Here is a 17,637-nt window from a genome sequence, read left to right as displayed (position 1 = left end):
GATTTCAGATGGACGACAACACTCCCGATCTCTTTACCGGGTCGGACGCGCCCGCGGGCGACGCGCTGACGCTCGGCAACTACGCGGAGCAGGCGTACCTCAGCTACGCGGTCAGCGTCGTGAAGGGCCGCGCGCTGCCGGACGTCTGCGACGGCCAGAAGCCGGTGCAGCGCCGCATCCTGTTCGCGATGAACGAAATGGGCCTCGGCCCCGACGCGAAGCCGGTGAAGTCGGCACGCGTGGTCGGCGACGTGCTCGGCAAATACCACCCGCACGGCGACCAGTCCGCGTATGACGCGCTCGTGCGTCTCGCGCAGGACTTTTCGCTGCGCTACCCGCTGATCGACGGGCAGGGCAACTTCGGCTCGCGCGACGGCGACGGCGCGGCGGCGATGCGCTACACCGAAGCGCGGCTCACGCCGATCTCGAAGCTGCTGCTCGACGAGATCGACCAGGGCACGGTCGATTTCATGCCGAACTACGACGGCTCGTTCGAGGAGCCGAAGCTGCTGCCGGGCCGCCTGCCGTTCGTGCTGCTGAACGGCGCGTCGGGCATCGCGGTCGGCCTCGCGACGGAAATCCCGTCGCACAACCTGCGCGAAGTCGCGGCGGCGGCGGTTGCGCTGATCCGCCATCCGCACCTCACGCACGCGGAGCTGATGGGGCTGATTCCCGGGCCCGACTTCCCGGGCGGCGGCCAGATCATCTCAAGCGACGCGGAAATCTCGACGGCCTACGAGAGCGGCCGCGGCAGCCTGAAGGTGCGCGCGCGCTGGAAGATCGAGGATCTCGCGCGCGGCCAGTGGCAGCTCGTCGTGACCGAGCTGCCGCCGAGCACGTCGTGCCAGAAGGTGCTCGAGGAAATCGAGGAGCTGACCAACCCGAAGCTGAAGCTCGGCAAGAAGACGCTGACGCCCGAGCAGCTCAACACGAAGAAGGCGATGCTCGACCTGCTCGACGCGGTGCGCGACGAGTCGGGCAAGGAGGCGCCGGTGCGGCTCGTGTTCGAGCCGAAGTCGCGCACGATCGACCAGACCGAGTTCGTGAATTCGCTGCTCGCGCACACGAGCCTCGAATCGAACGCGACGCTGAACCTCGTGATGATCGGCGCCGACGGCCGCCCGGGCCAGAAGGGGCTGCTGACGATCCTCGGCGAATGGGTGAAGTTCCGCCAGCTGACGATGACGCGGCGCTGCCGCCACCGTCTCGGCAAGGTCGACGACCGGATCCACATCCTCGAAGGCCGGATGATCGTCTTCCTGAACATCGACGAGGTGATCCGCATCATCCGCGAATCGGACGAGCCGAAGGCCGCGCTGATGAGCGCGTTCGGCCTCTCCGAGCGGCAGGCCGAGGACATCCTCGAAATCCGCCTGCGTCAGCTTGCGCGGCTCGAGAAGATCAAGATCGAGAAGGAGCTCGACGCGCTGCGCGACGAGAAGGCCAAGCTCGAGGAACTGCTCGCGAACGAAAGCGCGATGAAGCGGCTGATGATCAAGGAGATCGAGGCCGACGCGAAGCAGTACGGCGACGATCGCCGCACGCTGATCCAGCAGGAAAAGCGCGCGACGTTCGAGGCGAAGGTCGTCGACGAGCCGGTGACGGTCGTCGTGTCGCAGAAGGGCTGGGTGCGTGCGCTGAAGGGCCACGGCCTCGACCCGGCGGGCTTCTCGTTCAAGGCCGGCGACAGCCTGTATGCGGCGTTCCAGTGCCGCACGCCGGACCGCCTGATCGCGTGGGGCAGCCGCGGCCGCGTGTATTCGGTCGACGTGGCGGTGCTGCCGGGCGGGCGGGGTGACGGCGTCCCCGTCACGTCGCTGATCGAGCTCGAATCCGGCACGCACCTGATGCACTACTTCGCCGCATCGGCCGACCAGCAACTGCTGCTCGCGTCGAGCAACGGCTTCGGCTTCCTCGCGAAGGTCGGCGACATGGTGAGCCGCGTGAAGGCCGGCAAGGCGTTCATGACCATCGACGAAGGCGCGGCGCCGCTCGCGCCGATGCCGGTGCTGCCGAACGCGAAGCAGGTCGCGTGCCTGTCGAGCGGCGGCCGGCTGCTGGTGTTCGGCATGGACGAGATGAAGACGCTGTCGGGCGGCGGCCGCGGCGTGATCCTGATGGCGCTCGACGACAAGGAAACGCTCGTGCAGGCGCTCGCGATCGATCCGGCCGGCGTCGTGCTGATCGGCGCCGGCCGCGGCGGCAAGGCGATGGACGAGACACTGTCGTATGCGGCGCTCGCGCCGCACGTCGGCAAGCGCGCGCGCAAGGGCCGCGCGCCGGACACGAAGCTCAAGGTCGTCACCGAGATGCGTCCGCTGCTCGGCTGAGCGCGCGTTCGGGCGGCATCACGGGCCGCACGGCCGCTTCGGCGGGCGTGCGGCCTTTTTCATGCGCGGCATGCCGGGTCGTCACTCGGCACTTGCAAAATATTGTGAAATCCCGCCACGGGCCTGAACCGCGCGAGGCCGCGCCTGTCGAACGTCGCTCGATGTCGCGTGCGTGCCGGTTGGCGCGCAACCCGTTCGCGCATCACGCAGGCCCGCCGCGTGCCCGGCCGGTCCGCCGTATTCAACTCATAACAGGATGCTCGCCATGTCCCACGCAATCGCCGTCGCGCTGTTTCTTCACCTGCTGGCCGTCGCCGTGTGGGTGGGCGGGATGGTGTTCGCCAACTTCTGCCTGCGGCCGGCGCTGTCCGACCTGTCGCCGCAGCTGCGGCTGCCGTTGATCGAGGGCGTGTTCGGCCGCTTCTTCAACTGGGTCGCGGGGTCGGTGATCGTGATCCTGCTCTCCGGCGGCTTCCTGCTGATGCAGTTCGGCGGCGCGCACGCGACCTGGGCGCTGCACGCGATGGCGGGGCTCGGCGTCGTGATGATGCTGATCTTCGGCCACGTGCGGTTCGCGCTGTTTCCGCGCATCCGCCGCGCGGTGCAGGCGCAGAACTGGCCGGACGGCGCGCGCGCGGTGAATGCGGTGCGCCTGCTCGTCGTCGTCAATATCGTGCTCGGCGTCGTGACGATCGGCGCGGCCGTGCTGTCGCGCGGCTTCTGACGGCAGCGGCCGACCGCGTGCGCGGCCGCGCCGCTCAGTCGGCGAGCATCGCGTCGAGCAGCCACGCGCCGGCCGGGCCGAGCGGCCGGCTGCGCGACCACACCGCATCGACCCGCACCCGGCGCGGCCAGCCGCGGGCGCGCAGCTCGCAGAGCCGGTCGCGCGCGAAATGCTCGACCATCCAGCGGGGCAGTTCCGCCCATCCGAATCCCAGCACCGCCATCTCCAGCAGCATCAGGTAGCTCGGCGCCGACCAGCGGTGGGCGCCGGCGACGATCCGGCCGTCTTCGCCGCGCCCGTCCGGCATCGCATAGGTGTTGAGCCGCAGCTCGCGCGCATCGCGCAGCGCGGCATGCGGCACCTCGGCGTCGCCGGCGGCCGCGAGCGGGTGCGTGCGCCCGACGAACAGGCCGAACTCCGACTCCTCCGCGATCGTCGCCGCGCCGATGTCGGCGGGGTAGGCCGCGCGCGCGGCCATCAACCCGAGCTGCGCACGGCCCTGCTGGATCAGGTCCAGCACGTCCTCGTGCTCCGCGATCTGGCATTCGAGCTCCAGCGCCGGGAAGCGCCGTTCGAGCGCGGTCAGCGTCTGCTCGTAGCGCTTCGACTGGTAGGTGTCGGACACCACCAGCGTCAGCCGTGCCTCCTCGCCGCGCGCGAGCCGCGCGGCGATGCGGTCGATCGCCGCGCCGGCCTCCAGCGCGCGCTGCACCTGCGGCAGCAGCGCGCGCCCGGCGTCGGTCAGCGTCGGCGTGCGCGTCGAGCGGTCGAACAGTTGCACGCCGAGATCGATCTCGAGGTTCGCGATCGCCTCCGATACCGTCGACTGGCGCTTGCCGAGCTTGCGCGCGGCGGCGGTGAAGGAGCCGAGCAGCGCGGCCTCGGCGAACGCGAGCAACGCTTCGGGGGCGTGGCGCATACGGGATCTCCTGGCATCGTCTTATCGGAAGAACCGATGATAACCAATTGGAATCATCCGGTCAGGCCGATCAGAATGGCGGGCATGGATGACACAGACCCGAGGTTTTCGATGAAGCATACGAATAAAACGATGACGGAACGGCTCGTGCACGCGCTGACGTTCGAACTGGTCGCGATCGCGCTGTGCGCGCCGCTCGGCGCGTGGCTGCTCGACATGCCGGTGACGCACGTCGGCGCGCTGACGGTGATGGTGTCGCTGATCGCGATGGCGTGGAACATGACGTTCAACGCGCTGTTCGACCGGCTCGAGCGGCGCTTCGGCTGGGTGCGCAACGTGGGCCTGCGGATCGTGCACGCGGTCGCGTTCGAACTGGGGCTCGTCGCGATGGTCGTGCCGCTCGCCGCATGGTGGCTCGGCATCGGCCTCGTCGAGGCGCTGCTGCTCGACCTCGGCATCGTGCTGTTCTTCCTGCCTTACACGTTCTGCTTCAACCTCGCGTACGACAGCCTGCGGGCGCGCCGGCTCGCGCGACGCGTCGCCGCGTGAGCCGCGGGCGGCCGGCGATCAGTGCGCGGCCGCCCAGAGCCACGCGCCGCATGCGATCGCGACGGCGCCGTACACCGCGTAGACGGGCAGCTTGAAGCGCGCGAAGCACAGCGTCGCGAACGCGCCGGTGAGCCAGTAGACGGGGTCGGCCGGTTCGCGGTGCAGGATCTTCACGACGGCGACGACCAGAAACCCGGTCGTCGCCGCGCGCAGCAGCCGCATCCCGTGCTCGAAGCGGGAATGGCGCCTGAGCCGGAACAGGTGGCGCTGCGCGAACACGACGAGGCAGCCGGACGGGATGAACAGGGCGGCGGTCGCAAGGAGCGCGCCGCGCCAGCCGTCGGTCAGGTAGCCGAGAAACGGCACGACGTTCAGCAGCGGCCCCGGCGACACCGGCGACAGCGCGAACGCGAGCATGAAGTCGTGATCGGAGATGCCGGTCTCGGGCGTGACGAACAGCGCCTTGAGCACCGGCAGCGCGGAAAAGCCGCCGCCGAACAGCGTCATGCCGGCGCCCGCGAGCCGCGCCCACAGCAGCGTCGCCTGATAGTCGCCGGGAATCGGCAGCGCGAACAGCGCGACGAACGCCGCGAGCACGACGAGCAGCTTGCGGTCGCGCTTCGCCAGCGTGAAGTTGACCCGGTTCTCCTGCGACGGCCCGGTCAGCCAGCCGGCGGCGAACGCGGCGAACAGGGTCACGACGAACGATGCGGGGCTGTGCGCGAACGCGAGCAGAAGCGTCGACACCGCCGCGATCGCCTGCTCGAGCCGCGCGCGCACCAGCGTGCGCAGCTGCTTGACCCAGGTGACGCCGATCAGCGCGGCGAGCACCATGCTGAAGTGGTTGAGCATCACGGGCGCGGCGAGCGTGCGCACGAACGGCGTGCGGTAGAAGACCGCGAACAGCGTCATCATCACGAAGAACGGCAGCACGCTCGCGAGGCCGGCGAGCCACGCGCCGATGCGGCCGTGCAGCGTCTGGCCGACCTGGATCGCGACGTTGCAGCCGACGGGGCCGGGCATGAGCCAGGCCAGCGACACGATGTCGCCGAACGCGGACGGCTCGATGCGCTGAAGGCGTTCGACGTAGTGGCGCTCGAGTTGCGCCATCATCGCGAGCCCGCCCCAGGACACGGCGGAAATGCCCATGACGACCTTGAAAAAGGCCCACAGGGATTCCTGCTCCACGTGCCGGGCGGCTTCGACTTCGACGCTCATCATGGCGTGTATAGAGACGCGGACCCGTCGTCACTCGCGCGAACGGGCCCTGAATATAGGACGTCTGGCCATGGACGTACCTGCATTGGGCATTGTCTGACCGATGGCGCGCGGCGGCCATGCGCGAAAACGCTAGGTAAACAAGCCGGACGGACAACGAAACAACGCACGTCCGGGCGGCGTTGTTCAGGCGCCGGTGCTGCCCGTCGCGCGATGCGGGACGATTTTCGCGCGGCCGCCGCGCACGCCGTAGCGGGCGAGCAGCGCGGGAATCGCGTCGGCCGGCACCGGACGCGAGAACAGGAACCCCTGCGCTTCGATCTCCCCGAGCGCCGACAGCCATGCGACCTGTTCCTCGGTCTCCGTGCCTTCGACGACGACCGTCAGGCCGAGCGAGCGCGCGAGATGCACGATCGACGACACCATCACGCACACGCTGCGGTCGTTCGGGATCGCCTGCACGAACGAGCGGTCGACCTTCAGCGTGTCGACCGAAAAACGGTGCAGGTAGGACAGCGACGAGTAGCCGGTGCCGAAGTCGTCGAGCGCGATGCGGATGCCGAGCTTCTTGAGCGCGACGATCTTCTCGGAGACGAGCTCCGGATACTCCATCATCGCGGTCTCGGTGATCTCGAGTTCGAGGCGGCCGGCGTCGATGCCGGTTTCCTGCAGCGTGCGCGAGATCGTCTCGATCAGGTCGCCGCGCCAGAACTGCACCGGCGAGATGTTGACGGCGAGCGTCAGCGTGTCGTGCCCTTCGTCGCGCCAGCGCGCGATCTGCTCGCACGCGGTGCGGATCACGAAATCGCCGATCGGAACGATGAGGCCCGTCGATTCGGCGATTGAGATGAATTCGTTCGCGGAGATGATCCCGTGTTCCGGATGATCCCAGCGCGCGAGCGCCTCGAAGCCGGTGATGTGGCGGTGGGTGAGGTCGATCTTCGGCTGGTACGCGAGGAACAGCTGCCCTTCGGCGAGCGCGACGCGCAGCTGCTGTTCCCAGCGCATCAGGTGATCGGCGCGGTGCGACAGGTGCGGCGCGTAGAACTGGTAGCAGTTCTTGCCGGCGTCCTTCGCGCTGTACATCGCGAGGTCGGCCTTCTTCAGCAGGTCGATCTCGCTCTCGTTCGCGACCGTGTGCAGCGCGATGCCGATGCTCGCGTGCAGCACGAACGAGCTGCCGCGCACGTCGAACGGTTCGCCGAACATCCGGATGATCGCCTCGGCGAGCCGCACCGCGCGCCGCTCGACGTCATCGCCCTTCATCACGACGACGAACTCGTCGCCGCCGATGCGCGACAGCGCGCCTTCGTCGCCGACCGCGTCGGCGAGGCGCGACGCCGTCATCTGCAGCACGATGTCGCCGGCGTTGTGGCCGAGCGTATCGTTGACCGTCTTGAAATTGTCGAGGTCGATGAACAGCAGGCCGAGCCGCGACAGGCTCGACGGCATCGACACGTCGTTGCGCAGCCCGCGCAGCGTCGCGTAGCGGTTCGCGAGGCCGGTGAGCAGGTCGTATTCGGCGAGCTGGGTCATCTCGCGCTCGCGGCCGAGCAGCTTGCCGATGAGCCCCGTCGCGACGCCGAAGAACGCGAGCATCGCGAGCGTGATGAAGCTCGTCATCAGCAGGTAGACGTTGCGCGTATGGTTGTAGTCGGCGAGCTCTTCGGCCTGCGACAGGCCGACCATCACCGCGAGCGGATAGCCGTCGAGATGGCGGTACGACACGATGCGCGTCACGTTGTCGATCGGATCGACGATCGTGCCCGAGACCCGCTCGGCGAGCGGGTACACGCCCGATGCCGAGAACGCGCCCGGCGCGTTGTTGAGCAGGCCGGTGCGGCGCGCGAGCACGGCGCCGGTGTCGGAGACGACCGCGATCACGCCTTCCTTGCCGATCGCCGCGTTGTTGTAGAAATCGTTCGTGAAGTAGCTCGGATCCTCGGACACGACCACCACGCCCGCGAAACTGCCGTCGGGATTGTTCAGGCGGCGCGTCATCTGCAGCGTCCAGTGGCTCGACACGCGGCCGAGCACGGGCCGGCTGATGTAGAGCTGGTCGTCGTTGCGGTTCACGTGCACCTTGAAGTGCTCGCGGTCGGACAGGTCGATCGGCTGCGGATGGCGTTCGGCGGTGTTCGCGAACAGGATGCCCTTCGCGTTGACGAGCGAGACCTGGATCAGCGTGTCGCTCGGCACGACGCCTTTCTCGACGGCCCGCGCGAGATTGAAGTTCGCGGGCGACTTCTCGAATTCGAACTTGACGAAGCGGGTGATCTGGTCGACCTGGTGGATCGCCTTGACGGTGTGCTGCTCGAGCGCGGACGACAGGATCGCCGCGGAAGCCCCCGCCTCCTTGTACGCGCTGTCCTTTTCGACGGACATCCGCGCGACGATGACCGCCCACAGCAGCGCGAGCGCGAGCATCCCGAGCAGCGGGATCGCGAACAGCGCCCGGCGGCGCGACTTGCGCGGCGCGCGCAGTGGTCGGGTCGACGGCGTATGGGATGACCGGGCGGAGCTCATCGGAAAGGGGCGGCGTCCTGGCGCGCATGCGCCATCCCGCAGGATGGCTGAATATGGGGTCGCGTCAGCGGCTGTTCATCTGCGGAAAAACGCATCTATGGACAGACCCTCAAGCGACGGATTAGGCCCGATATTACTGGCTGGATCGTTTTTGCGATAGCTGGGTAAGCATAGCGCCGGCAATCGCGGTGCGCATGGCGCGCCGCGAAATATCCGATGATCAGACGGAAAGCCGGAAACTGCCGTCGACGATCGTGACGGCGCTGCCGCCGATCCACGTCGTGCCGTCGTCGTCGTAGGCGACGCGAATGCGGCCGTCGCGGCCGATGGCCGTGCCCTGGCGGGCGGTGTACGACGGTCCGGGGCGGCGCTGCTGGCGGGTCAGCACGCCGGCCAGCGCGGCGTTCGCGCTGCCGGTCACGGGATCCTCGCCGAAGCCGAAGTTGCCGCCCGTCATCAGGCAGCGTATTTCGAACGTCGCGGGGCCGCCTTCGGCGTGCGGCGCGTAGACCGCGAGGCCGTCCATGCCGTAACGGTGCGTGAGCGCCGCCAGCGCGGCCGGATCGGGCGACAGGCCGATGCACGCGTCGGCCGACTTCAGCCGCACGACCAGCCACGGCGCGCCGTTGTCGACCGCGCACGGCTCGGCTTCCAGGTCGATCGCGTCGCTGCGCAACGCGGCAGCCAGCACCGGGTAGTCCGAACGGTCGAGCGGCGTGACGCGGGCCGGCGGCGCGGCGAACGCCCAGCCGCCGGCCTGCTCGCGCAGCGCGACCCGGCCGACCCCGCATTGCTGGATCAGCCGGCCCGGCGTGCGCGGCCGCGCGCCGCTTTCCAGGAACGCGTGCGCGGTGCCGAGCGTCGGGTGGCCGGCGAACGGCAGTTCGCCGGCCGTCGTGAAGATCCGCACGCGGTAGTCGGCTTCCGGGTCGGTCGGCGTGCAGACGAACGTCGTTTCCGACAGGTTGGTCCAGCGGGCGATCGCGAGCATGTCTTCGTCGCCGAGCGAATCGGCGTCGAAGATCACGGCGAGCGGGTTGCCCATGAACGGCACCGACGTGAACACGTCGACCTGCTTGAAGCGGACGAGGCGGCCGGGCATCGCGGCGCTTGCGGCGTTATGCAACGTCGGCAACTTCGGCGATCAGCTCGATCTCGACGCACGCGCCGAGCGGGATCTGCGCGACGCCGAAGGCCGAACGCGCGTGCTTGCCCGCGTCGCCGAACACTTCCGCGATCAGTTCCGACGCGCCGTTCGTCACGAGGTGCTGCTCGGTGAAGTCGAGCGTCGAGTTGACGAGGCTCATCAGCTTGACGATGCGCGTGACCTTGTTCAGGTCGCCCGTGTGCGCGTGCAGCGTCGCGAGCAGGTCGATCGCGATCGACCGCGCGGCCGCCTTGCCGTCCTCGGTCGTGAGGTCGGCGCCGAGCTTGCCGGCCCAGACCTTGCCGTCCTTCTTCGCGATGTGGCCGGACAGGTAGACCGTGTTGCCGCTTTGCGCGCTCATCACGTAGGCGGCGGCCGGGGCGCCGGCGGTCGGGAGCTCGATGCCGAGCGACTTCAGTTTGTCGTAGACGTTTGCCATCTGTTCGATTCCTCGTTGCGAGTCGTGAAAGGGAAGGGGGATCAGAGACGCTCGCGCAGCAGCTTGCCGAGCCGCGCGACGCCTTCCTCGATCTGCTCGGGCGGCACCGTGACGAACGACAGGCGCAGCGTGTTCTGCTGCGCGTCGTCCGCGAAGAACGGCGCGCCGGGCACGAATGCGACGTGGTTGGCCACGGCCGCTTCGAGCAGCTTCATGCTGTCGATCTGCTGCGGCAGCTTCACCCAGATGAACATCCCGCCTTCCGGGCGGTTCCACGTCACGCCTTCGGGCATGTGGCGCGCGAGCGCGCCGTGCATCGCCTCGCATTGCGCGCCGTACAGCTGGCGGATCGTCGGGATGTGCTCGTCGAGGAAGCCGTCCTTGATCACTTCGTGCGCGATGCGCTGCGTGAGCGTCGGCGTGTGCAGGTCGGTTGCCTGCTTCGCCTGCACGAGCTTGTAGTGGAGTTCCTCGGGGGCAATGATGTAGCCGATCCGCAGGCCCGGCGCGAGCACCTTCGAGAACGTGCCGAGGTGCACGATGTGGTCGGGCGCCATCGACAGCATCGTCGGCAGCGGCTCGCCCTGGTAGTTGAGCGCGCCGTACGGATCGTCCTCCAGCACCGGGAACGGGCTCGTCTGCGCGAACGCGGCGAGCGCGCGGCGGCGCTCGACGGGCAGGCGGCGGCCGGTCGGGTTCTGGAAGTTCGGCTGCGCGTACAGCAGGCGCGCGCCTTGCGTCAGGTTGGGCGTGAGGCCCTCGGGCAGCAGGCCCTGCTCGTCGGTCGGCACCTGCACGTAGCGCGGCTCGTACAGCGAGAACGACTGCAGCGCGCCGAGGTAGGTCGGGGTTTCGACGAGGACCGGGCTGCCCGGGTCGACGAGCGCCTTGCCGAGCAGGTCGAGCGCCTGCTGCGAACCGGTCGTGACCAGCACCTGCGACACGCGCACGCTGTAGCGTTCGGCGATCCACTCGCGCAGCGGCAGGTAGCCTTCGGTCGCGCTGTACTGCAGCGCCGCGGCCGGCGCATCGCGCAGCACGCGGTCGGCGGCGGCGCGCATGCGCTCGGCCGGGAACGTCGAGGGGGCGGGCAGGCCGCCGGCGAACGAGATGACTTCGGGGCGCTCCGTGACCTTCAGGATCTCGCGGATCGCAGAGCTCGTCAGCTTGCGGGCGCGTTCGGAAAGCTGCCAGTGCGGCGGATGCAGGTCGCTCGGATTCATATGTCTCCTCGTTCGGATATCAGGGTCGGTCATGATGGTCGGCCGGGCCGGTCGGTGCGACGCGGCCGGGTAGGCTGGGTCGACGGCGATCGGTCAGGCGCGGCCGGGTGGGCAAAATCAGACAGGCAAAACGGCCATTATGGCGCACCAATTCAGCCAGCGCGAGCGGGTTGCGGCGCGGGAGCCACCGCGGCCCGCCGGCCGAGCATCACGGTCGCGATCACGGCGGCCGCGAACAGCCACGTCGACGGCGCGACGGCCTCGCCGAACAGCAGCGCCGAAAACGCGATCGTGAAGAAGATCTGCAGCAGCTGCACCTGGCCGACGCGCGCGGTGCCGCCCATCGCGAGGCCCGCGTACCACGCGAAGAAACCGATGAACTGCGAGAACAGCGTCACGTAGCCGAACGCGAGCCACGTGCGCGGCGCGAGCGGGCCCGGGTGCGCCGCGTGCTGCATCCACGCGAGCCAGCCGACCGGCAGCACCAGGAACGGCGCGGACACGACGAGCGCCCAGCAGATCACCTGCCAGCCGCCGATCTGGCGCGCGAGGCGCGCGCCTTCCGCATAGCCGAGCGCGCCGATGCCGACCGCGGCGAGCATCAGCGCGTCGCCCGCCTGCAGTGCGCCGCCGCCGTCGCGCAGCGCGAACGCGATCACGAGCGCGCTGCCCGTCACCGCGCTGACCCAGAACGCCTTCGACGGCCGTTCGCGCGACAGCCACGCCGCGTACAGCGCGACCAGCAGCGACTGCAGCCCGTTGACGACCGCGCCGTGCGACGCGGGCACCGTCTTCATCGCCCATGCGGAGAACACCGGATACCCGACGATCACGCCGGACGACACGATCGCGAGGCTTTTCAGCTGCGCGCGGGTCGGCAGCGGCTCGCGCCGCCACCACAGCAGCAGGCCCGCCGGCACCGCGGCGGCGAGCGCGCGGCCGAGCCCGTTGAGGAGCGGATGCAGTTCGGCGACGACGATGCGCGTCATCGGCAGCGTCAGGCTGAAGATCATCACGCCGATGAGGCCGAGCAGCATGCCCCGGGTTTCGCGCGAATTCATGTCGAGGGTGTCTCCTTGCGTCGTGTGAGCGGCTCAGCGCAGCGTGCGCGTGCCTTGGGGCGTGTCGAACTCGGCGACGAGCGCGGGCGCGCCGTCGCCGGCCTCGAGGTCGAGCAGGTGGGCGGCGCCGAGCCAGTCGAGCTGTTCGCGCACCGTGTCCGCGCGCGGATGGATGCCCTTGAGCGCCTTCAGTGCGACGCCGTCGCGTGGCAGCGCATCGGACGGATGGCGCGGGCCGTCCCACTGGATCAGCGAAGGCACGAGGCCGTCGCCGGCGCCTTGCCACGCGGGGAACGCGCCGTCGTCGGGCACCGTCAGGCCCCAGCTCAGGTCGCCGCGCCGCATCGCGACGACGGGCGGGATGCGGGCCGGGTACTGGCGCTGCCACAGCGCGAGCTGGCGCGGCCGGTCGACCCGCGCGACCCAGTGCGCGAGGAACGGGCCGTGCGCGAGCCGCCCCTGCAGCGCCGGATCGTCGAGCGCGAACAGGCGCGGGCGCGGCGGCGCGCCGGCGTCGGCCGGCGCGTCGGGATCGATCGCGATCACTTCCAGATAAAGGCCGCCCCAGACGCCGAACAGCGCGTTGTGGGTGCGCATCAGCGGGTGCCGGCCGCCGCCGGCCGGCTCGATGCCGAGCGCGTCGGCGACGTGGCGCACGCCTTCGTCGAGCGTGCGCGCGGCGACGACCAGATGATCGAGTGTCAGGGAATGGGCTGCCATGAAGGTCGAGGTCGGAAAAGTCAAAGTGTCGCGGTGGCAGGGCGCTCTGCCGGCCGGCGCGTCGAGCTTGCGCGGCGCCGGCGGGCGGCCCTGTCCGGCAGGCACCGCCGCCGGCAGCGGCGGCCGCGCGCCGCATGGTCCGACCAACTGTAATCGTGCCGACCGGCACAGTAACGGTACAATCGCGGCGATACCCTTCGGTACAGTTGGAGCCTTGCCATGTCGACCGTTCCGCTCGATCAGATCCCCGTCCCGCACGACACCGCCACCCTCACGCTCGTCGAGCAGCTCGTCCAGTGGGCGCGGCGGCGCATCGACGAGCGGGTGTTCCGGCCCGGCATGCGGATGCCGTCGATCCGCAAGCTCGCGCTCGACAAGAGCGTGTCGCGTTTCACCGTCGTCGAGGCGTACGAGCGGCTCGTCGCGCAGGGCTACCTGGATTCGCGGCGCGGTTCGGGCTTCTACGTGCGCGAGCGGGTCGCCGGCCCGCAGCCGCTCGATCCGGCGTCGCGCGGCGCCGAGGCGGCGCCCGTCCACAATACGATCGACGTCGTCTGGCTGCTGCGCAACATGCTGCACACCGTCAGCCCGGAAAAGGGGCCGGGGCTCGGCTACCTGCCGAGCCGCTGGCTCGACGGCGAGCTGATCACCGGCGCGCTGCGCGCGCTCGGGCGGCAAGCCGGCGCGCACATGCTCGGCTTCGGCACCGCGCAGGGCTTCCTGCCGCTGCGCCAGCAGCTGCAGACGCGGCTCGCGGAAGTCGAGATCGGCGTGACGCCCGACCAGCTCGTGCTCGTGTCGGGCATCACGCAGGCGATCGACCTGATCGCACGGATCTACGTGCGGCCGGGCGACGCGGTGATCGTCGGCGATCCGGCCTGGTTCCAGATGTTCGGCCGCTTCGCGGCGCAGGGCGCGCAGCTCGTCGGCATGCCGTACACGCCGGACGGCCCCGATCTCGACGCGCTCGAGACGCTCGTGCAGATGTGGCGGCCGAAGATGCTCGTGATCAACTCGGTGCTGCAGAACCCGACCGGCACATCGCTGTCGGCCGCGCAGGCGTTCCGGATCCTGAAGCTTGCGGAGGCGTACGACTTCCTCGTCGTCGAGGACGACGTGTACGGCGACCTGTGCCCGCCGAGCTATCCGGCGACGCGGCTCGCGAGCCTCGACCAGTTGAAGCGCGTGATCTACCTCGGCAGCTTTTCGAAGACGCTCGCCGCGAACCTGCGGGTCGGCTACGTGGCCTGCGCGCCGGAGATCGCGAAGGCGGTGACCGACCAGAAGATGCTGGTCGGCATGACGACGCCGGAGCTCAACGAGCGCGTGCTGTACAAGATCCTGACCGAAGGGCATTACCGCCGCCACGTCGAGCGGCTGCGCGCACGGCTCGACGGCGTGCGCGACAAGACTGCGCGGATGCTCGAGCGCACGGGCCTGCGGCTGTTCACGATGCCGGCGTCGGGCATGTTCCTGTGGGCCGACACGGGCGTCGATTCGGACGCGCTCGCGGCCGCCGCGCACGAGGCGGGCTTCCTGCTGACGCCGGGCAGCCTGTTCTCGCCGCAGCAGTCGCCGTCGACGTGGACCCGGTTCAATATCGCGAATTGCGGCGATCCGGCGTTGCCGGGGTTCCTGGCGCGGTATATCGATTCGGCCGCACGGCGGGCGTCGTGAACCGGGGCCGCCCGTTGGCGGCTCTTGAAATCCTTCGGCCCGCCCCCAAATAAGCGCGCAATACCCGGCCGGCCTCGCGCGCCGCGCAACGGGGACACACCATTCAAGTAAGAGGAAACTGAATCCATGGCACACGAAACGATGAGCTTTCAGGCAGAGGTCAAGCAACTCCTCCACCTGATGATTCATTCGCTTTACAGCAACAAGGAAATCTTCCTGCGCGAACTGGTGTCGAACGCGTCCGACGCCGCCGACAAGCTGCGCTTCGAGGCGCTCGCGAACAACGCGCTCTACGAGAACGATCCGAACCTGCGCATCCGCATCGGCTACGACAAGGCCGCGCGCACGATCACCATCGACGACAACGGCATCGGCATGAGCCGCGACGAAGCGATCGCGAACCTCGGCACGATCGCGCGCTCGGGCACCAAGGAATTCTTCTCGAAGCTGTCCGGCGACCAGCAGAAGGACGCCGCGCTGATCGGCCAGTTCGGCGTCGGCTTCTACTCGGGCTTCATCGTCGCGGACAAGATCAGCGTCGAGACGCGCCGCGCGGGCCTGCCGGCAAGCGAAGGCGTGCGCTGGGAAAGCGCGGGCGAGGGCGACTTCACGGTCGACGCGATCGAGCGCGCGCAGCGCGGCACGACGATCACGCTGCATCTGCGCGAAGGCGAGGACGAGCTGCTGTCGTCGTACCGCCTGAAGTCGATCATCCAGAAGTACTCGGACCACATCGCGCTGCCGATCCTGATGCGCAAGGAAGAATGGGATCAGGAAAAGGGCGAGATGGTCCTGAAGGACGAGGACGAGACCGTCAACCAGGCCAGCGCGCTGTGGACCCGCTCGAAGAGCGACGTCACCGACGAGCAGTACAAGCAGTTCTACCAGCACGTCGCGCACGACCACCAGGACCCGCTCACGTGGACGCACAACCGCGTCGAGGGCCGCAGCGAATACACGCAGCTGCTGTTCGTGCCGTCGCATGCGCCGTTCGACCTGTGGAACCGCGACTACCGCGGCGGCCTGAAGCTGTACGTGAAGCGCGTGTTCATCATGGACGACGCGGAACAACTGCTGCCGCAATACCTGCGCTTCGTGAAGGGCGTGGTCGATTCGGCGGACCTGCCGCTCAACGTGTCGCGTGAAATCCTGCAGGAAAGCCGCGACGTGAAGGCGATCCGCGAAGGCGTGACGAAGCGCGCGCTGTCGATGCTCGAGGAGCTCGCGAACGCGCAAGAGGATGCCGGCAAGGAGAAGTACAAGACGTTCTGGCGCGCGTTCGGCCAGGTGCTGAAGGAAGGGCTCGGCGAGGATCACGCGAACCGCGAGCGCATCGCGAAGCTGCTGCGCTTCGCGTCGACGCACGGCGATACCGACGAGCAGGACGTGGCGCTCGCCGACTACGTCGCGCGCATGAAGCCCGAGCAGAGCAAGATCTACTACGTGACGGCCGATACGTGGCAGGCCGCGAAGAACAGCCCGCATCTCGAGGTGTTCCGCAAGAAGGGCGTCGAGGTGCTGCTGCTGACCGACCGCGTCGACGAGTGGATGCTGTCGTTCCTGCATGAATTCGACGGCAAGCCGCTCGCGAGCGTCGCGCGCGGCGACCTCGATCTCGGCGAGCTGAACGACGACGAGAAGAAGGCGCAGGAGCAGGCAGGCGACGCGATCAAGCCGGTCGTCGACAAGATGAAGGAAGCGCTCGGCGACAAGGTGAAGGACGTGCGCGTCACGTTCCGCCTGACCGATTCGCCGTCGTGCCTCGTCGCGGACGACAACGACATGAGCGGCTACCTGCAGCGGATGCTGAAGGCGGCCGGCCAGTCGGCCCCGTCGTTCCAGCCGATCCTCGAGATCAATCCGGAGCATGCGCTCGTCAAGCAGCTGAACGCCGACAGCGCCGATTTCGGCGACTGGTGCCACCTGCTGTTCGACCAGGCGCTGCTTGCGGAGGGCGGCATGCTGGACGATCCGGCGAGCTTCGTGAAGCGGACCAACGCGCTGCTGCTGTCGCGCGCCGCGTGAGCGCCCGAATGCGCTTCGACGGCGCGCAGTCGGGCTGGCGCGAGACGCCGCGGCCCGGCTGCACGCTCGACCAGCGGGACTGGCTGACGCGCGGCGGCTCGCTGACCGCGCATCTCGCGCGGCTCGGCCGCGTGAGCGTGCGCGTGACGCGCGAGGCGGTCGATGGCCCGTGGTTCGACGAGCACGCGGCGCTCGCGTGCGTGCCGCGCGCGCCGATGTGGGTGCGCGAGGTGATCCTGTCGGTCGACGGCAAGCCGTACGTCGCCGCGCACAGCATCGCGCCGCTCGCCGCGAGCAAGGGCATCTGGCAGGCGATGCGGCGGCTGCGCACGCGGCCGCTCGCGGAGCTGCTGTACAGCGATCCGCAGGTCGAGCGCTCGGCGCTCGTCAGCCGGCGCGTGATCGCCGGCCATCCGCTGTATGCGCTCGCGAGCCATGCGCTCGGCGGCGCGCGCGCGCCGCACGCGTTCGCCGCGCGGCGCTCGGTGTTTCAGCGGCACGGCGCGCCGCTGATGGTGACCGAATGCATGCTGCCCGCGCTGTGGCGGCATGTCGAAGCGTATGGCGACGCACTGCGCCCATCGGGGGCCGCGTGATGCTGCAAGGCTTTGCGCCGGTCGTCGGGCCGGCCACCCATACGATGATCCTAGGCAGCTTTCCGGGCGAGGCGTCGCTGGACGCCGCGCAGTATTACGCGCATCCGCGCAACCAGTTCTGGCGGCTGCTCGGCGAGGTGCTTGGGGAGCCTGCGTTGCATGAGCTCGCTTATGACGCGCGGCTCGAACGCGTGCTGAAGCACGGCATCGGCATCTGGGACGTGCTCGCCGCGTGCCACCGCGAAGGGAGTCTCGATTCGGCGATCCGGAATGCGAAGCCGAACGATTTCGATGCGCTGCGCGAGCACGCGCCGCTGCTGAAGAAGGTGTGCTTCAACGGGAAGACGGCGGGGCGGTTCGCCGAGGTGATCGGGGCGGCGGGGTATGAGACGCTGGTGCTGCCTTCGTCGAGCCCGGCGAATGCGATGCTGTCGTTCGAGCAGAAGCTGGTGCTGTGGCGTCGGATCAGGCTTTGACCGACAG

General features: G+C 69.1%; 15 protein-coding genes. 7 read left to right on the top strand and 8 right to left on the bottom strand.

What is annotated here, in order from left to right; translation table 11 throughout:
• Positions 1-8 precede the first annotated feature (8 nt).
• Both parC and KY49_RS17995 read left to right on the top strand, forming a co-directional pair.
• Complete coding sequence (parC, locus tag KY49_RS18000) at positions 9-2,330, top strand: DNA topoisomerase IV subunit A (RefSeq protein WP_042585999.1); 2,322 nt, start codon at positions 9-11, stop codon at positions 2,328-2,330.
• Between the two features lie 265 nt (positions 2,331-2,595).
• The gene (locus KY49_RS17995) at positions 2,596-3,054 is read left to right on the top strand and encodes a CopD family protein (RefSeq protein WP_042586842.1); all 459 of its coding nucleotides are present in this window, start codon (positions 2,596-2,598) and stop codon (positions 3,052-3,054) included.
• 34 nt (positions 3,055-3,088) lie between these two features.
• On the opposite strand, the gene KY49_RS17990 is transcribed toward KY49_RS17995, so the two are convergent.
• Positions 3,089-3,973 carry a LysR family transcriptional regulator gene (locus tag KY49_RS17990; RefSeq protein WP_042585998.1) on the bottom strand — a complete coding sequence of 295 codons (885 nt, stop codon included), beginning with the start codon at positions 3,971-3,973 and terminating at the stop codon, positions 3,089-3,091.
• A 111-nt stretch (positions 3,974-4,084) separates the two neighbouring features.
• On the opposite strand from KY49_RS17990, the gene KY49_RS17985 reads away from it, so the two are divergent.
• Positions 4,085-4,522, top strand: a complete 438-nt coding sequence (locus tag KY49_RS17985; RefSeq protein ID WP_042586841.1) for a multidrug/biocide efflux PACE transporter — start codon at positions 4,085-4,087, stop codon at positions 4,520-4,522.
• 18 nt (positions 4,523-4,540) lie between these two features.
• Here the strand turns inward: KY49_RS17985 and KY49_RS17980 are convergent, their stop codons facing one another.
• From KY49_RS17980 to KY49_RS17950, 7 genes are all read right to left on the bottom strand, one after another.
• Positions 4,541-5,743 carry a chromate transporter gene (locus KY49_RS17980; RefSeq protein ID WP_042585997.1) on the bottom strand — a complete coding sequence of 401 codons (1,203 nt, stop codon included), beginning with the start codon at positions 5,741-5,743 and terminating at the stop codon, positions 4,541-4,543.
• A 183-nt stretch (positions 5,744-5,926) separates the two neighbouring features.
• A complete protein-coding gene (locus KY49_RS17975) occupies positions 5,927-8,266 on the bottom strand; it encodes a bifunctional diguanylate cyclase/phosphodiesterase (RefSeq protein WP_042585996.1) in 2,340 nt (779 codons plus the stop codon).
• A gap of 220 nt (positions 8,267-8,486) precedes the next feature.
• Positions 8,487-9,368 carry a PhzF family phenazine biosynthesis protein gene (locus KY49_RS17970; RefSeq protein WP_042586840.1) on the bottom strand — a complete coding sequence of 294 codons (882 nt, stop codon included), beginning with the start codon at positions 9,366-9,368 and terminating at the stop codon, positions 8,487-8,489.
• A 16-nt stretch (positions 9,369-9,384) separates the two neighbouring features.
• Positions 9,385-9,852 (bottom strand): RidA family protein, encoded by a 468-nt coding sequence (locus tag KY49_RS17965; protein ID WP_042585995.1) that lies wholly within the window; start codon positions 9,850-9,852, stop codon positions 9,385-9,387.
• A gap of 41 nt (positions 9,853-9,893) precedes the next feature.
• Positions 9,894-11,075: an aminotransferase-like domain-containing protein gene (locus KY49_RS17960; protein WP_042585994.1), complete on the bottom strand. Its 1,182-nt coding sequence runs from the start codon at positions 11,073-11,075 to the stop codon at positions 9,894-9,896.
• A 152-nt stretch (positions 11,076-11,227) separates the two neighbouring features.
• A complete protein-coding gene (locus tag KY49_RS17955; protein ID WP_010091083.1) occupies positions 11,228-12,136 on the bottom strand; it encodes a DMT family transporter in 909 nt (302 codons plus the stop codon).
• Between the two features lie 33 nt (positions 12,137-12,169).
• A complete protein-coding gene (locus KY49_RS17950; protein ID WP_042585993.1) occupies positions 12,170-12,856 on the bottom strand; it encodes a VOC family protein in 687 nt (228 codons plus the stop codon).
• Positions 12,857-13,075: 219 nt separating this feature from the next.
• Here KY49_RS17950 and KY49_RS17945 point away from each other — a divergent pair, with 219 nt between their 5' ends.
• The 4 genes from KY49_RS17945 to KY49_RS17930 all read left to right on the top strand — a co-directional run bounded on the left by KY49_RS17945 (position 13,076) and on the right by KY49_RS17930 (position 17,630).
• Positions 13,076-14,533, top strand: coding sequence for an aminotransferase-like domain-containing protein (locus tag KY49_RS17945; protein ID WP_042585992.1), 1,458 nt, complete (start codon positions 13,076-13,078; stop codon positions 14,531-14,533).
• 126 nt (positions 14,534-14,659) lie between these two features.
• Positions 14,660-16,558, top strand: coding sequence for a molecular chaperone HtpG (htpG, locus tag KY49_RS17940; protein ID WP_042585991.1), 1,899 nt, complete (start codon positions 14,660-14,662; stop codon positions 16,556-16,558).
• Positions 16,559-16,566: 8 nt separating this feature from the next.
• Positions 16,567-17,154, top strand: a complete 588-nt coding sequence (locus KY49_RS17935) for a chorismate--pyruvate lyase family protein (RefSeq protein WP_042585990.1) — start codon at positions 16,567-16,569, stop codon at positions 17,152-17,154.
• The gene (locus KY49_RS17930; RefSeq protein ID WP_042585989.1) at positions 17,154-17,630 is read left to right on the top strand and encodes a DNA-deoxyinosine glycosylase; all 477 of its coding nucleotides are present in this window, start codon (positions 17,154-17,156) and stop codon (positions 17,628-17,630) included. The genes KY49_RS17935 and KY49_RS17930 overlap by 1 nt, the downstream gene beginning before the upstream one ends.
• Positions 17,631-17,637 lie beyond the last annotated feature (7 nt).

The organism is Burkholderia sp. MSHR3999 (assembly GCF_000833595.1).
Taxonomy (GTDB): Bacteria; Pseudomonadota; Gammaproteobacteria; order Burkholderiales; family Burkholderiaceae; genus Burkholderia; species Burkholderia ubonensis.
This window is presented reverse-complemented; position numbering and strand designations above follow the sequence as displayed.

Coding starts and splice junctions, on each gene's coding strand:
- KY49_RS17930 (WP_042585989.1), top strand. CDS start 17,154: ATGCTGCAAGGCTTTGCGCCGGTCGTCGGGCCGGCCACCCATACGATG.
- KY49_RS17990 (WP_042585998.1), bottom strand. CDS start 3,973: ATGCGCCACGCCCCCGAAGCGTTGCTCGCGTTCGCCGAGGCCGCGCTG.
- KY49_RS17945 (WP_042585992.1), top strand. CDS start 13,076: ATGTCGACCGTTCCGCTCGATCAGATCCCCGTCCCGCACGACACCGCC.
- KY49_RS17995 (WP_042586842.1), top strand. CDS start 2,596: ATGTCCCACGCAATCGCCGTCGCGCTGTTTCTTCACCTGCTGGCCGTC.
- KY49_RS17965 (WP_042585995.1), bottom strand. CDS start 9,852: ATGGCAAACGTCTACGACAAACTGAAGTCGCTCGGCATCGAGCTCCCG.
- KY49_RS17985 (WP_042586841.1), top strand. CDS start 4,085: ATGAAGCATACGAATAAAACGATGACGGAACGGCTCGTGCACGCGCTG.
- KY49_RS17975 (WP_042585996.1), bottom strand. CDS start 8,266: ATGAGCTCCGCCCGGTCATCCCATACGCCGTCGACCCGACCACTGCGC.
- KY49_RS17960 (WP_042585994.1), bottom strand. CDS start 11,075: ATGAATCCGAGCGACCTGCATCCGCCGCACTGGCAGCTTTCCGAACGC.
- parC (WP_042585999.1), top strand. CDS start 9: ATGGACGACAACACTCCCGATCTCTTTACCGGGTCGGACGCGCCCGCG.
- htpG (WP_042585991.1), top strand. CDS start 14,660: ATGGCACACGAAACGATGAGCTTTCAGGCAGAGGTCAAGCAACTCCTC.
- KY49_RS17980 (WP_042585997.1), bottom strand. CDS start 5,743: ATGATGAGCGTCGAAGTCGAAGCCGCCCGGCACGTGGAGCAGGAATCC.
- KY49_RS17950 (WP_042585993.1), bottom strand. CDS start 12,856: ATGGCAGCCCATTCCCTGACACTCGATCATCTGGTCGTCGCCGCGCGC.
- KY49_RS17935 (WP_042585990.1), top strand. CDS start 16,567: ATGCGCTTCGACGGCGCGCAGTCGGGCTGGCGCGAGACGCCGCGGCCC.
- KY49_RS17970 (WP_042586840.1), bottom strand. CDS start 9,368: ATGCCCGGCCGCCTCGTCCGCTTCAAGCAGGTCGACGTGTTCACGTCG.
- KY49_RS17955 (WP_010091083.1), bottom strand. CDS start 12,136: ATGAATTCGCGCGAAACCCGGGGCATGCTGCTCGGCCTCATCGGCGTG.